Source organism: Flavisphingopyxis soli (assembly GCF_007995095.1).
GTDB lineage: Bacteria > Pseudomonadota > Alphaproteobacteria > Sphingomonadales > Sphingomonadaceae > Flavisphingopyxis > Flavisphingopyxis soli.
Map to the genome: position 1 here is coordinate 1,040,761 of NZ_VOPY01000001.1, position 13,336 is coordinate 1,054,096.

Genomic DNA, 13,336 nt, shown 5'->3' on the forward strand with positions numbered 1-13,336 from the left:
ATTACCAGCGCTTTTCGAAACGGTTGCGGAGATAGACGGCAAAGGCGTTCATCGACAGCAGGACGACGAGCAGGACGATGATCGCCGCCGAGGTCTTTTCGACGAAGCCCTTGTCGACTTCGTCGGACCACAGGAAGATCTGCATCGGCAGGACCGTCGAGGGATCGGTGATCCCGCCGGGCGGATCGGCGATGAAGGCGCGCATGCCGATCAGCAGCAGCGGCGCGGTCTCGCCGAGCGCGCGCGCCATGCCGATGATCGTGCCGGTCAGGATGCCGGGCAAGGCGAGCGGCAGGACGTGGTGGAAGACGACCTGGACGCGGCTGGCGCCGACACCCAGCGCGGCATCGCGGATCGACGGCGGGACCGACTTGATCGCGTTGCGACCGGCGATGACGATCACCGGCATCGTCATCAACGCCAGCGTGACGCCGCCGACCAGTGGCGATGAGGTCGGCATGCCGAACAGGTTGATGAACACCGCGAGCGCTAGCAGGCCGAAGATGATCGAGGGGACCGCGGCAAGATTGTTGATCGACACCTCGATGATGTCGGTCAGCCGGTTTCGCGCGGCATATTCCTCGAGATAGAGCGAGGCGAGAACGCCGACGGGAAAGGCAAGGACGAGCGTGACGAGCATCGTCAGCAGCGACCCCTTGAGCGCGCCCCAGATCCCCGCAAGCGCAGGATCGGTCGCATCGCCGCCGGTCAGGAAGGCGACGTTCAAGCTTTTCGACAGCGCGTGGCGGCTATCGAGCAGTTTTACCGCGCGTTCGGCCTCAGCGCTGCCTTCGCTCTTGTTGGCGATGTCGATGTCCGATGCGGCGGGCAGGTCGAATACCGTCTTGCCGAGGAGCAGGTCGGGATTGGCGGCAATCTGGCGGCGCACCAGCACCCAGGCGCCATCGCTGAAATATTGGTTCGCGCCGGGGCCGTAAGCGGCGGTCGCGGCATATTCGACCAGCCCCTGGAAATCGGCATTGGCGAGCGCTGCCTCGCCGCTGCCCGAGCGCAGCAGGTCGGGATCGACGCTGATCGGTGCGGTCTCGAAATCGACAGGCAGCGCGATGCGCGTCTGGGTGAAGCCGCCGATGCCGTTGCCGATCATGACGATCAGCAGGAAGGCGAGGAATGCGGCCGAGGCGGCGACCGCGGAGAGGCCGACATATTTGAACCGGCGCTCGGACGCGTAGCGTCGCCGGATGCGCGCCTGCATGTCGGGCGCGTTCCAGTCGGTCGGCGTGCGGTCGACCGCTGCGTCGAGGGCGTCGGGGCTATTCATAAGCTTCACGATATTTCTTCACGACGCGCAAAGCGACGATGTTGAGCAGCAGCGTGACGATGAACAGGACGAGGCCGAGCGCGAACGCGGCGAGCGTCTTGGCGCTGTCGAATTCCTGGTCGCCGGTCAGCAGCTTGACGATCTGCGCGGTCACCGTGGTGACGCTGGCAAATGGGTTGGCGGTCATGCTCGCCGAAAGTCCGGCGGCCATGACGACGATCATCGTCTCGCCGATCGCGCGGCTGACCGCGAGCAGGACGCCGCCGACGACACCGGGCAGCGCGGCGGGCAGGATCACCTGGCGAATCGTCTCGCTGGTCGTCGATCCCATCGCCAGCGACCCGTCGCGCATCGATTGCGGCACCGCGTTGATGCTGTCGTCGGCCATCGAGGAAACGAACGGGATGATCATCACGCCCATCACGACACCCGCGGCCATCGCGCTTTCGCCGCTGGCATTGGGGATGCCGATCATCACGGCAAAGTCGCGCAATGCGGGCGCAACGGTCAGCGCGGCGAAATAGCCGTAAACCACGGTCGGCACGCCGGCGAGGATCTCGAGGATCGGCTTCATCCACTGGCGGACCTTGGGCGCGGCGTACTGGGTCAGGTAGATCGCGCTCATCAGGCCGAGCGGGATGGCGACCAGCATCGCAATGATCGCGCCGATCAGGATCGTCCCCCAGAACAGCGGGATCGCGCCGAACTGATCGGGATCGACGTTCCCCGATGCGGGACTCCAGTGCGTCCCCGTCAGGAACGCGAAGGGCGAGACCATGCCGAAAAAGCGGATCGATTCGAAGATCAGCGACAGGACGATGCCGACCGTCGTCAGGATGGCGATCAGCGAGGCGATCAGCAGCGTGCCCATGACGACGCGCTCGACCCGGGTGCGGGCGCGAAAATCCTGTTTGAGCCGGGTGTAGCCATAGGCCCAGCCGGCAAACAGCAGCAACGCGGCCCCGACCGCGCCGATCGAGGAATAATAGGAGATTGCGGTGCGATACGGCGCGACCAGCGCGGCCGCCTGCGGATTGAAGCCGACGTCGAGCTGGCCCATCGCGATGCTGCGCGCCTCGCCAAGAATCGCCGCGCGCGAAAACATGTCGGCGGGCAGGCTGGCGGCAGCGGGCGTGGCGAGGACCGCATCGGTCACCAGCGATGGCGACAAGGCCGACCAGACAGCGAGGAATATCAGCGGCGGGACGACCGCCCAAAGGGCCACGTACCAGCCGTGGTAATTGGGCAGCGAATGGAGCGCGCGGCGTCCCCCGACACGCGAAAAGCCGCGCGCCTTGGCGCGTCCGGCAAGCCAGCCGACGACCCCCAGGCCGACGATCAGGAACAGCAGTGCCGGTCCGGATATCGTCACCAATCACGCCCCTCTTTACTAACGCCAATGGGGATGCCGGAACCCGGCACCCCCATCGCAATTCGGTTTCGGCAACAGGCCGTGTTACTTCAGGTCGGCGCCGTCAAGCGTCGTCATCGCCGCCGCGGTGGCATTGGCCTTTGCCGCGACATCGGCAGGCGACAGGATCAGACCCTTGGCCTTGAGATAGCCGCCTTCGCCCGCGCCCTTCAAGAATTCAGCGACATATTCCTTGATGCCCGGAATGACGCCGACATGGGCTTTCTTGATGTAGATGTAGAGCGGGCGCGCGCCGGGATATTCGCCGCTGGCGATCGCGGCATATTCGGGCGCGATGCCGTTCAGCGGAATGCCGCGGACCTTGTCCTGGTTTTCCTCGAGATAGCTGTAGCCGAACAGGCCGACGCTGTTGGGGTTCTTGGCCAGCTTGCCGATCATCAGGTTGTCGTTTTCGCCCTGCTCGACATAATAAGGCGCGCTGCGCAGGTCGGTGCAGCTCTTTTCGAACCCGTCCTTGTCGCTCTCCTTCATCGCCTTCATCTTGGGGTCGGCTTCGCAACCCTTCAGAAGGATCAGTTCCTTGAACGCGTCATAGGTGCCCGAAGTCGAGGGCGGGCCATAGACCGAGATGCCGATCGCGGGGAGCGACGGGTTGACGTCCTTCCAGGTCTTGGCAGTGTTGGGCTTGCCGTCGACGTTCGCGGCGAGCGCCTTGTAAAGGTCCTGCGGGGTCAGCGAGAGCTTGGTGCCGTCGACCGACTGGGCCACCGCGATGCCGTCGATGCCGACCTGGATTTCGACGATATCCTTGACGCCATTGGCGACGCACTTGTCGAACTCGGACTTCTTCATCCGGCGCGAGGCGTCCTCGATATCGGGATAGGCGGCGCCGACGCCCTGGCAGAAACGCTCCATGCCGCCGCCGGTACCGGTCGATTCGATCTTCGGCGTCTTCATGCCGGCGTTGGCGCGGACGAACTCTTCAGCCGCGGTGGTGGCAAACGGATAGACAGTCGAAGATCCGACTGCCGAAATGTAATCGCGCGATGCGCCCGAGCTGCCGGCCTTGTCGTTGCAACCGGCGAGCGCGATCGCCGAGACGGCGATGAGAGCGAGAGTCTTGTTCATTGCTGTATTCCTAACCCCAGATGGATGTCTGCGCGCGACGGGCGATGCCATCGTGCGATGCAGCCCAATCGGCCACGCCAATGACAATTTCATGACTCGCGGGTCACAATTTTATGACGGCGGTACCGCGCGGTCCTCGTCATCGGCGCACGGCAGCGCAATCGTCACCTGCGTGCCGTGCCCGGCGCGGCTGGCGATATCGATCCGCCCGCGATGGCGTTCGACGATATGCTTGGCGAGGCTGAGGCCCAGCCCGGTCCCGCCGGCGGCGCGGCTGCGCGCCGAATCGACGCGATAGAAGCGTTCGGTCAGGCGCGGCAGGTGTTCGGACGCGATGCCTTCGCCATGGTCGCTGACGCGGATCCGGACCATGTGATGGCCGTCGCGGGCGATGGCAATCTCGACCGGGCTCTCGGGCCGCCCGTATTTCATCGCATTGCCGACGATGTTGTGGAGCAATTGCGACAGCTGGGCGCGATCGCCGAGCACGAGCGGCAATGCCGGCTCGGCGTCCACCGCGATATCGTCGGCACGCGGGTCCTGGCCGTTGGCGATTTCGCCGACGACCTGAGCGGTCAGTTCGGCAAGATCGATCGGGTCGGTCGGCGCGCGGAACTTGCTCGCCTCGATTCGCGACAGCGACATCAGGTCGTCGACTAGCCGCTGCATGCGACGCGCTTCCTTGTCCATCACAGCGAGGAATCGTTGGCGTGTGGTCTCGTCGCCGCCGGTTTCGGGGTCGCTCAACGTCTCGATAAAGCCGAGGATCGCCGCCAGCGGGGTGCGCAGTTCGTGGCTCGCATTGGCGACGAAATCGGCGCGGCTCGTTTCGGCGGTGTCGATTGCGGTGCGGTCGGTCAGGAGGACGAAACGGCTGGCGTCGGGCAGGGCGATCGTGCGCATCTCGACGCGGCGATTGAGCCTGCCGAGGCCGACGAGGGCGATCGTGCCGCCCTGCGATCCGGGGCGCGGATTGGCCAGCCGCTCGGCGGCGGCGGGATGGCGGATTGCGGTGCGTACGTCGCTGCCGACGATATAATCGCCAAGCCAATCGCGCGCCGCGTCATTGGCTGCGGTGACCCGTCCGCTGCGCACGATCAGGATCGGGTCGGGGGTTGCCGCGATGATCGCGCGAAACGCGGGATGGTCCTCGATCGGCATTGGCGAGGTTGTGACCTCGGAGGTCTCGTCGAGACGCTGCGGCGCATGGGTTTCGGCGGGCGACAGCGCGAGCAGCAGCGTGGCAAGGCCGGTCCCCGCGACGATCAGGACGATATTGGCTGCCGCGCCGAGCGTGATCGCGACGAAACATCCGATTCCGACCGCGGCCAGGGCGAACAGGATTCTCGTCATGGGTCGTTTCCTCCGCGCCGCTGACCGGCGTTTACACGCGCGGCGGGCGATGTGCCAATCGGGGACTTGGGCCGACCGCGATATCAGCGCACTTTATGTCTTGCGCCGCTCGTCGTATGGAGCGGTGATGAGCGATCACCAAGACCCGTCCGCCAACAGCGCGCAAAGCCCCGCGGCATCGCGCCGCCGCGTGCTGCAACTCGGCGCGATCGGTGCCGCGACGGTGATCAGCGTGCGTCCCGCGCTCGCCCAAACCGCGGTTTCGGTGATGACCTGCGAAATTCCCGTGCCCGATCCGTCGCGCGCCAGCCAGTATGTCGCCGCCGACGGTTCGCTCGTCGCTCCCGGCACGCCCGGCGCGGTGCCCGGCGCGGCGATGCCGTTCAAGGGCGAGGACGTGCGCAACGTCATGACGCACGGCGGCCGCCTGCCCGGCACGACGGCCGAACAGAACGAGGCCTATGTGAACTATATCCGCCGCCTGCGCTCGGGCACCGGCGGCTTTACCTGCTTCGCCTCGATCCAGATGCCGCGCTGACAGGCGCGCGGCGCATGCTATGAGCGCCGTGATGCCCGACGCCGCGCCCGATCCGGTTTACCACGCCCCGCCTGCCGCGACGCTGCTGCGCACGCCGCTCGACCTCCTCGATGCGATCTACGACCGGCGCTCGGGCCTGACGCATCTCGTCGGTGAGCCCGTCCCGGCGATTCTCGACGCGCTTGCCGCGGGGCCCGCCAGCGCTGCCGATCTGATGCAGCGGCTTGCCGACGACTATGCGATCGAAGGCGAGCTTGCCGCGCTGCGCGCGCGGCTCGCCGAGCTTGCAGCGCTCGGCCTGGTCGACGCGCGGGCGCTCTGATGCGGCATGGCCTGACGCTCAAGATCGGCCCGGCGGCATTTCGCGTCGGCAGCGACTGGCGCGCACCGATCGCCGACCTGCGCACGCTCTATGCCGATTATCCGCCCGCGCCCGATGGCTTTGCCGATTTCACCGTCCGGCTCGAGGCGAAGCGTCCGTGGCGCCGTTTCGTGCGCCCCTCGGTTCATCTCGGCGGCGATTACATGCTGCCCGATGCGCTGCCGCTTTCGCTCGCGCATGGGCTGCTCGCGGCCGAAATGGGGATGAACCTGCAGATGGCGCTGGGCTGGCGTCGCCATTTGCTGATCCATGCCAGCGCGGTCGAAAAGGACGGGCGTGCGCTGATCCTGACGGGCGAGAGCGGCTCGGGCAAATCGACGCTTGCGGCGATGCTCGGCGAGCGCGGCTGGCGCCTGCTCGGTGACGAGTTCACGCTGCTCGACCTCGATAGCGATAGCGTGCGCGGCTTTCCCCGGCTCGTCAGCCTCAAGAATGCGGGCATCGCCGCGGTCGAGGCGGTCGCCGATGCCGCCCGTTTCGGTCCGCGGCTTGAGGCTACGCCAAAGGGCGCGATCCGCCACCTTGTGCCGCGCGCCGATGCGATTGCGCGGATGGACGAACCGGCGGCGCCCGCGCTGCTGCTCTATCCGCGTTACGGGTTCGATGCGGCGACGCGGCGATTGGCAAAGTCCGAGAATTTCATGCGGCTGACGCAGGCGTCGACCAACTATGTCGCGCTGGGCGAGCGCGGCTTTGGCACCTTGTCGCGCTTTGTCGAATCGGTCCCTGCGCTCGCGCTCGATTACAGCGATGGCGAAGCAGGCATTGCCGAGGTCGAACGGCTGTGGACCGAGCACGTCGGATGAGCGCGGTGCGCGATCTCGTCGCGGTGCTGCGCGATCCTGCAGTTGCGCTGGCGTTCGACGGCGCGCGCTGGACCCGCCTGCTCAGCGTCGCGCGCGCCGAGGTGCTCGACGGGACGCTTGCCCATCGCTGCGCCGATCTGGCGCTGCCTGCACCGATTGCCGCGATGCTCGCCGATATCCGTAGCGCGAGCGAGACGGCGACACGGCGCGCCGTGTGGGAGGCCGAGATGGCACGCCGCGCGCTCGCCCCGCTCGGCGTGGCGGTGATCCTGCTCAAAGGCACCACTTATGCCGCCGCCGGGCTCGACCCCGCGCCGGGGCGGCAGATCGGCGACCTCGACATCCTCGTCCCGCGCGATCGGATCGACGCGGTTGAGGCAGCGCTGCTTGGCAACGGCTGGGAATGGGTCAAGCAGGACGATTACGACGATGCCTATTACCGCCGCTGGATGCACGAACTGCCGCCCTTGGTGCATAGCGAGCGCGACCGTATGATCGATGTCCACCACACGATCCTGCCACTCACTGCGCGCCCGACACCCGATGCCGCGGCGATGATCGCCGATGCGGTGCCGATCGGCGACGGCGGCCTGATGATGCTGTCGCGGGAGGACATGATCTGTCATGCGGCCGCGCACCTCATCGCCGACGGCGATCTTGCGGGCGGCTTGCGCAACCTGTGGGATATCGACCGGCTGTTGCGGCAGTTTGCGTCTGATGCGCCCGATTTCTGGGACCGGCTTGCCACCCGCGCCGATCGCCACGACCTCGGTCCTGCGGTCGCGCGCGCCGTGCGGCTGGCGCATCGTCTCTATGCGACGCCGCTCCCGAACGACTGGCACAAAGGCGCGCGCAGCGATGCCGTGTTCGTCCGTCGCCTGCTCGCACGCAATGGCTGGGGCCAGGAAACACACGGCGTAAACCGCTTCGCCTTCTACGTCCGCTCGCACCTTCTTCGCATGCCGCTGCGCCAGTTGCTGCCGCATCTCGCGACAAAATGGCGCAAGCGCGGGCTCGGCGGGACTGGATAATCGCGCCGCGCCGTGGCAAACGCGCGGCACGACTTCTTCCACCCCATTCAGGCGATGGTTTGTTTCATGGTTTCAGCCGCATCCACCCGACCGATCGCCATTGTCATCCTTGCCGCTGGGCAGGGGACGCGAATGAAGTCGGCGTTGCACAAGGTCCTCCACCCGATCGCCGGGCGGCCAATGCTGGTCGGGCTGATCGACGAGCTTGAGCGCGCCGGCGCAGCGCGGATCGTCGTCGTCACCGGCGCGGGCGGCGAAGCGGTCGAGGCCGAGGCTTCGCGCGAGACGGTCGTTTTCGCGCGGCAGACCGAACAGCTCGGCACCGCGCACGCCGCATTGCAGGCGCGCGATGCCCTGGCCGATTTTGCCGGCGACGTGCTCGTCTGCTTCGGTGACGTGCCGTTGTTGAGGCGGGCGACCGTCGCCGCAATGCAGGCACGGCTGCACGACGCCGATGCCCCCGCCTGCGTCGTCCTCGGCTTCCGCCCCGCCGACGCCAAGGCCTATGGCCGCGTCATCGCCGGGCCGGGCGGGCGGATCGCCAAGATGGTCGAATACAAGGACGCGAGCGACGACGAACGCGCCGAAACCTTGTGCAATGCCGGGCCGATCATGGCGCGCGGCGAAGAGATTTTCGATTTGCTCGCGCGGATCGGCAACGCCAATGCGCAGGGCGAATATTACCTTCCCGACCTCGTCACGGTGGCGAGCGTCGACGAGCGAGCCTCGGCGGTCGTAGAGACGAGCGAGGCCGAAGTCACCGGGGTCAACGACCGCGCCGATCTCGCCCGCGCCGAAGCTCTCTGGCAGGCCGATCGTCGCGCCGAGATGATGCGCAATGGTGTCACGCTTCGCGATCCCGACAGCGTGTTCTTTTCGTTCGACACCGCGATTGGCGAGGACACGGTGATCGAACCGCACGTCGTCTTTGGCCGCGGCGTCAAGATTGCGCGCGGTGCCCGGATCAAGAGCTTCTCGCATCTCGAAGGCGCGAGTGTCGGCGAGGATTGCGACGTCGGTCCCTATGCGCGGCTGCGTCCCGGCGCGGTGCTCGGCAAGGGGGCCAAGGTCGGCAACTTCGTCGAGGTCAAGAACACGACGCTCGGAGAGGGCGCCAAGGCCAGCCATCTGACCTATCTCGGCGATGCCGAGGTCGGCGCTGGGGCCAATATCGGCGCCGGCACGATCACGTGCAATTATGACGGATTTTTCAAGTATCGCACGGTGATAGGAGCCGGAGCTTTCATCGGGTCCAACTCGGCTTTGGTCGCCCCGGTATCAATCGGCGCGGGCGCGATCGTGGCTGCGGGCAGCGTCGTCACGCGCGATGTCGAACCCGATGCGCTGGCGCTGGCGCGCGGCAAGCAGGACGCCAAGCCCGGCTGGGCAAAGCGCTTCCGCGAAGCGATGCAGGCACGCAAGGACAAGGGCGCGTGAGCCGCGTTGCGGCCGCGGGATGGGCGGCGATGGCGGTCATGCTGGCGGCATGCTCGAGCCCCGACAACGGCGGTAACGAGATCGCCGCGCCAAACGAAGCCGACCGCGCGGCGGTGGCTCACAATGAGACGGTGGCACAGACGCCGACACCATCAGCCGCGGCCGCGACGATCGCGGTGGCGGGCGTGCCGACGCTGTGCCGGCCGGGCGAAATTGTTCTCTTTTCCTGTGGCTCGGGTGCGCGGACGATGTCGGTCTGCGGCGCCGCCGATCCCGCGCAGGGCGCGCAATATCGCGCCAGTCGCGGCACCACGCGCGAGCTGGCCTATCCCGCCGACGGGACGCCGGGAAGCGGGACGATGCGCAGCGCGACCGCGCCCTATTCGGGTGGCGGCGAGGCACAGATCCAGTTCGACAATGGCGGCTTCACCTATGTCGCCTACAGCCGCATGGTGCGCACGCGCTTCGACGGCAAAGGCAATGATCCGGCGTTCAGCGCGGGCGTCGCGGTGATCAAGGGCGACAAGACGATCGCCGAGCGCATCTGCACCGCGCCGACCGACGCCGATCTTAACGTCGAGGCCTCGACCCCCTATATGCCGGTTGGCGAGTTCATCTATATTCCTGAGAAAGACGGCAAATAAATGTGTGGAATCCTTGGCATTCTCGGCAAGGGCGACGTCGCCGGGCCGCTTCTCGAAGGGCTCAGGCGGCTCGAATATCGCGGCTATGATTCGGCCGGCATCTGCACGCTGGTCAACGGCGGGTTCGACCGTCGCCGCGCGCCGGGCAAGCTCGTCAATCTCGCCGAGCGGCTCGCCGCCGACCCGCTGCCCGGACGGACCGGCATCGCGCACACGCGCTGGGCGACGCATGGCGCGCCGACCGAGGACAATGCCCATCCGCATATCGTCGGCGACGTCAGCCTGGTGCACAACGGCATCATCGAGAATTTCAAGGAACTGCGCGACGCGCTGATCGCCGATGGCCGCAGCTTTTCGAGCCAGACCGACACCGAGGTCGTCGGCCATCTCATCGCCCGCGAGCTCGAGGGCGGGGCAAGCCCGCGCGACGCGGTCGCCGCCGTCCTGCCACAGCTGCACGGTGCCTTCAGTCTCGCGATCCTGTTCGCCGGTCATGACGACCTGTTGATCGGCGCGCGGCTCGGCTCGCCGCTCGTCGTCGGCTATGGCGATGGCGAGAATTATCTCGGCTCCGACGCGATCGCACTGGCCCCGCTGACGCAGCGGATATCCTATCTCGAAGAGGGCGACTGGGCGGTCTTGAGCCGGACCAGCGTCGAGATTTTCGATGTCGATAATGCGCCGGTCGAGCGTGAGATCACCCAGTCGGGCGCATCGGCGGCGGCGGTCGAAAAGGGCAACCACCGCCATTACATGCAGAAGGAAATCTTCGAGCAGCCGGTGGTCGTCGCGCAGACGCTGCAGGCGTATCTCAAGCCGCTCGACGGGCGCGTCGCGCTGCCGATTCCCGATTTCGACCTGTCGGCGATCGACCGCGTCACGATCGTCGCGTGCGGGACGAGCTTCTATGCCGGGATGGTCGCCAAATACTGGTTCGAGAAATTCGCCCGCGTCCCCGTCGACATCGATGTCGCCAGCGAGTTCCGCTATCGCGACCCCGTCCTCGCACCGGGCGGCCTCGCGCTGTTCATCTCGCAATCGGGCGAGACCGCCGACACGCTCGCCGCGCTGCGCCATTGCAAGCAGCACGATCAGAAGATCGCGGTCGTCGTCAACGTGCCGACGAGCACGATGGCGCGCGAGGCCGACCTGCTGCTGCCGACCAATGCCGGGCCCGAAATCGGCGTCGCCTCGACCAAGGCGTTCACCTGCCAGCTCGCGGTGCTCGCCGCCTTTGCCGCCAACCTTGCGCGCGCCAAGGGCAGGATCGATGCCGCCGAAGAGGCCGAGATCGTCAAGCATCTCGCCGAAGCGCCCGAGGCGATGAGCCGCGCGCTCGACCATGACGATGATATCGCGGCGATCGCAGGGCTCGTTTCGCCGGCGCGCGACGTGCTCTATCTGGGCCGCGGCCCAGATTATCCGATGGCGCTCGAAGGTGCGCTCAAACTCAAGGAAATCAGCTATATCCACGCCGAGGGCTATGCCGCCGGGGAGATGAAGCACGGCCCGATCGCGCTGATCGACGAAGACGTGCCGGTGATCGTCATCGCGCCGTCGGGCGAGCTGTTCGAAAAGACCGTCAGCAACATGCACGAAGTCGCCGCGCGCGGCGGGCAGGTGATCCTGATTTCGGATGCTGCGGGTATCGCCGCGGCGGGCGACGGCTGTGTCGCGACGATCGAGATGCCGACCTGCCACCCGCTGATCCAGCCGCTCGTCTATGCGGTGCCGGTCCAGTTGCTCGCATACCATGTCGCGGTGGCCAAGGGCACCGACGTCGACCAGCCGCGCAACCTCGCCAAATCGGTGACGGTCGAATAGGCGTCAGTCGCCCAGGCCCGGTATCGGGTCGGGAATGAAGGCGATGTCGTCGATCCGCCACGGCCGCGGGAGGTCGATATCGAGCGGGGACCTGGCATCTTCGGGGCGCGCGCCCTTGACCTCGAGCTTGATGAAGCGCCCGGTCTCGCGCATCCGTACCTCGGCGTCGGGATAGGCGATCCTCAGCAACCCGACGGCAATCGCGGCATCCTCGGCAATGCCGTCGCTGTCGAGCGCGCGCGGCGCCCCGTCGACGAGTTCGGCGCTCGACGCCTTCATCGCCTTGAACCCGTCATGGACGATGTCGAGCGAGATCAGCGCGGCGGCGAGCGAGTCGGCCCACCAATAGCCGAGGCCGAGACCGGCGACGCCCGCCATGCCCGCCGCGCCGGTCATCCAGTTGGCCTTGTTCATCAAGGCGTCGGTGTGGAGCAATTTGTCCTGCAGCGTGTTCGACAGCGGCAATTCGCGGTTGCCGATGAAGATCGGCGGAATCAGCGAATAGAGCTGCGCCCCGAGCATCAGCCAGCCGAGCCAGATCGACTGGCCGAACAGTTCGATCGTGCCGATCGTGACGTGCTCCTGCTTGAGCAGGGTCGATGCCGATTCGAACAGCATCAGCGCGCCGATCGCGAACAGGCTGACTGCGGCGACGAAAAAGCCCAGGCTGTTGGCGCGCCGCATGCCGAACGGAAAGCGGGGCGAATGGTCGGCGGTCGATTCGAGCCGGGCGGCGACGAGAAAGGCGATCGGCGGGACGAGCGCCAGCAGGTCCTCGACCCAGGCGGTCTTCATTGCCTGGCTCTGCCCCATCACCAGCCCCATGACGATCACGACCGAGGTCGACCAGAAGATGTTCCAGTATTCGAGCCTGACCGCGCGATGCATCGGCGCACGCAGTTCCTGGGGGAGATGGTCATAGGTCATGGCGTGCCCGCCTCCTTTGCCACCGCGCGGCTCTCGCGCTCGATCAGCGATATCCACCGGTTTTCGCCATTGCGCCCGGCGGCCTTGAGTTCGAGACTGGCCTCGCCTCGCGGATGGGTGGCGAGCGCGGGGGCGAAGCTGACGCGCTTTACCCACGGGGTCTTGGCGGCAAAGCTGCCGATCACGAGATCGAGCTCGCCCGCTTCGAGGTCGAGCAGCAGCGGTTCGGATGTCGCCCGCGTAATCTGTGCGTGAGCCCCGGTCTTGCGTTCAAGCCGGGTGATCAGCCGGCTCACCAGCTGCGCGTCGTCCTGCGTGGTCTTTCCTGAATTTTCGGCAAGACCGATCCGGATCGTCCCGGCGGTGGCGATCGCTTCGGTCGTGCCTTCGACGTCGCGCGGCATGTCGCAGCCGGAAATCGCCAAAGCGAGGATCAGACAGAGCGAGCGTGGACCGGCAAACATGGTCTTTTCAATTCGGCACGGCCGATATGGTTCCGACACCCGGCGCGGCTGGTTGCCGCCCTCAGGCTGGCTGGCTATAAGCCGGCGCGTCATTGCCGCAGGCCGTTCGGGCACGCGCGGCGCTCTGTCTCTCGAAAGGTCTTGTCTT

Annotated in this window: 13 protein-coding genes; 7 read left to right on the plus strand and 6 right to left on the minus strand. The window is 66.6% G+C overall.

Going from position 1 to position 13,336, the window contains the following annotated elements:
• Position 1: 1 nt before the first annotated feature.
• From pstA to FSZ31_RS05190, 4 genes are all read right to left on the minus strand, one after another.
• Complete coding sequence (gene pstA, locus FSZ31_RS05175) at positions 2-1,282, minus strand: phosphate ABC transporter permease PstA (RefSeq protein WP_147121944.1); 1,281 nt, start codon at positions 1,280-1,282, stop codon at positions 2-4.
• Complete coding sequence (pstC, locus tag FSZ31_RS05180) at positions 1,275-2,648, minus strand: phosphate ABC transporter permease subunit PstC (RefSeq protein ID WP_147122565.1); 1,374 nt, start codon at positions 2,646-2,648, stop codon at positions 1,275-1,277. The genes pstA and pstC overlap by 8 nt, the downstream gene beginning before the upstream one ends.
• 90 nt (positions 2,649-2,738) lie before the next feature.
• Complete coding sequence (locus tag FSZ31_RS05185; RefSeq protein ID WP_147121945.1) at positions 2,739-3,782, minus strand: substrate-binding domain-containing protein; 1,044 nt, start codon at positions 3,780-3,782, stop codon at positions 2,739-2,741.
• Between the two features lie 111 nt (positions 3,783-3,893).
• On the minus strand, positions 3,894-5,135 hold the full coding sequence (locus tag FSZ31_RS05190; RefSeq protein ID WP_147121946.1) for a sensor histidine kinase: 1,242 nt from the start codon (positions 5,133-5,135) through the stop codon (positions 3,894-3,896).
• 127 nt (positions 5,136-5,262) lie between these two features.
• On the opposite strand from FSZ31_RS05190, the gene FSZ31_RS05195 reads away from it, so the two are divergent.
• From FSZ31_RS05195 to glmS, 7 genes are all read left to right on the plus strand, one after another.
• Positions 5,263-5,673, plus strand: a complete 411-nt coding sequence (locus FSZ31_RS05195) for a hypothetical protein (protein WP_147121947.1) — start codon at positions 5,263-5,265, stop codon at positions 5,671-5,673.
• Between the two features lie 19 nt (positions 5,674-5,692).
• A complete protein-coding gene (locus tag FSZ31_RS05200; RefSeq protein WP_147121948.1) occupies positions 5,693-5,995 on the plus strand; it encodes an HPr-rel-A system PqqD family peptide chaperone in 303 nt (100 codons plus the stop codon).
• A complete protein-coding gene (locus FSZ31_RS05205; protein ID WP_147121949.1) occupies positions 5,995-6,861 on the plus strand; it encodes an HprK-related kinase A in 867 nt (288 codons plus the stop codon). Before FSZ31_RS05200 ends, FSZ31_RS05205 begins: the two co-directional genes overlap by 1 nt.
• Positions 6,858-7,892, plus strand: a complete 1,035-nt coding sequence (locus FSZ31_RS05210; protein WP_147121950.1) for a nucleotidyltransferase domain-containing protein — start codon at positions 6,858-6,860, stop codon at positions 7,890-7,892. Before FSZ31_RS05205 ends, FSZ31_RS05210 begins: the two co-directional genes overlap by 4 nt.
• 66 nt (positions 7,893-7,958) lie before the next feature.
• Positions 7,959-9,329: a bifunctional UDP-N-acetylglucosamine diphosphorylase/glucosamine-1-phosphate N-acetyltransferase GlmU gene (gene glmU, locus FSZ31_RS05215; RefSeq protein ID WP_147121951.1), complete on the plus strand. Its 1,371-nt coding sequence runs from the start codon at positions 7,959-7,961 to the stop codon at positions 9,327-9,329.
• On the plus strand, positions 9,326-9,973 hold the full coding sequence (locus FSZ31_RS05220) for a hypothetical protein (RefSeq protein WP_147121952.1): 648 nt from the start codon (positions 9,326-9,328) through the stop codon (positions 9,971-9,973). Before glmU ends, FSZ31_RS05220 begins: the two co-directional genes overlap by 4 nt.
• Positions 9,974-11,797: a glutamine--fructose-6-phosphate transaminase (isomerizing) gene (glmS, locus tag FSZ31_RS05225; protein WP_147121953.1), complete on the plus strand. Its 1,824-nt coding sequence runs from the start codon at positions 9,974-9,976 to the stop codon at positions 11,795-11,797.
• Between the two features lie 3 nt (positions 11,798-11,800).
• On the opposite strand, the gene FSZ31_RS05230 is transcribed toward glmS, so the two are convergent.
• Positions 11,801-12,724 carry a cation transporter gene (locus FSZ31_RS05230; RefSeq protein WP_147121954.1) on the minus strand — a complete coding sequence of 308 codons (924 nt, stop codon included), beginning with the start codon at positions 12,722-12,724 and terminating at the stop codon, positions 11,801-11,803.
• Positions 12,721-13,149 (minus strand): hypothetical protein, encoded by a 429-nt coding sequence (locus tag FSZ31_RS05235; RefSeq protein ID WP_147121955.1) that lies wholly within the window; start codon positions 13,147-13,149, stop codon positions 12,721-12,723. Before FSZ31_RS05235 ends, FSZ31_RS05230 begins: the two co-directional genes overlap by 4 nt.
• Between the last annotated feature and the right edge of the window lie 187 nt (positions 13,150-13,336).

Bases quoted from the DNA above. Each gene is read 5' to 3' on its own strand.
- pstA (WP_147121944.1), bottom strand. From the start codon at position 1,282: ATGAATAGCCCCGACGCCCTCGACGCAGCGGTCGACCGCACGCCGACC.
- FSZ31_RS05185 (WP_147121945.1), bottom strand. From the start codon at position 3,782: ATGAACAAGACTCTCGCTCTCATCGCCGTCTCGGCGATCGCGCTCGCC.
- FSZ31_RS05190 (WP_147121946.1), bottom strand. From the start codon at position 5,135: ATGACGAGAATCCTGTTCGCCCTGGCCGCGGTCGGAATCGGATGTTTC.
- FSZ31_RS05195 (WP_147121947.1), top strand. From the start codon at position 5,263: ATGAGCGATCACCAAGACCCGTCCGCCAACAGCGCGCAAAGCCCCGCG.
- FSZ31_RS05200 (WP_147121948.1), top strand. From the start codon at position 5,693: ATGAGCGCCGTGATGCCCGACGCCGCGCCCGATCCGGTTTACCACGCC.
- FSZ31_RS05205 (WP_147121949.1), top strand. From the start codon at position 5,995: ATGCGGCATGGCCTGACGCTCAAGATCGGCCCGGCGGCATTTCGCGTC.
- FSZ31_RS05210 (WP_147121950.1), top strand. From the start codon at position 6,858: ATGAGCGCGGTGCGCGATCTCGTCGCGGTGCTGCGCGATCCTGCAGTT.
- glmU (WP_147121951.1), top strand. From the start codon at position 7,959: ATGGTTTCAGCCGCATCCACCCGACCGATCGCCATTGTCATCCTTGCC.
- glmS (WP_147121953.1), top strand. From the start codon at position 9,974: ATGTGTGGAATCCTTGGCATTCTCGGCAAGGGCGACGTCGCCGGGCCG.
- FSZ31_RS05230 (WP_147121954.1), bottom strand. From the start codon at position 12,724: ATGACCTATGACCATCTCCCCCAGGAACTGCGTGCGCCGATGCATCGC.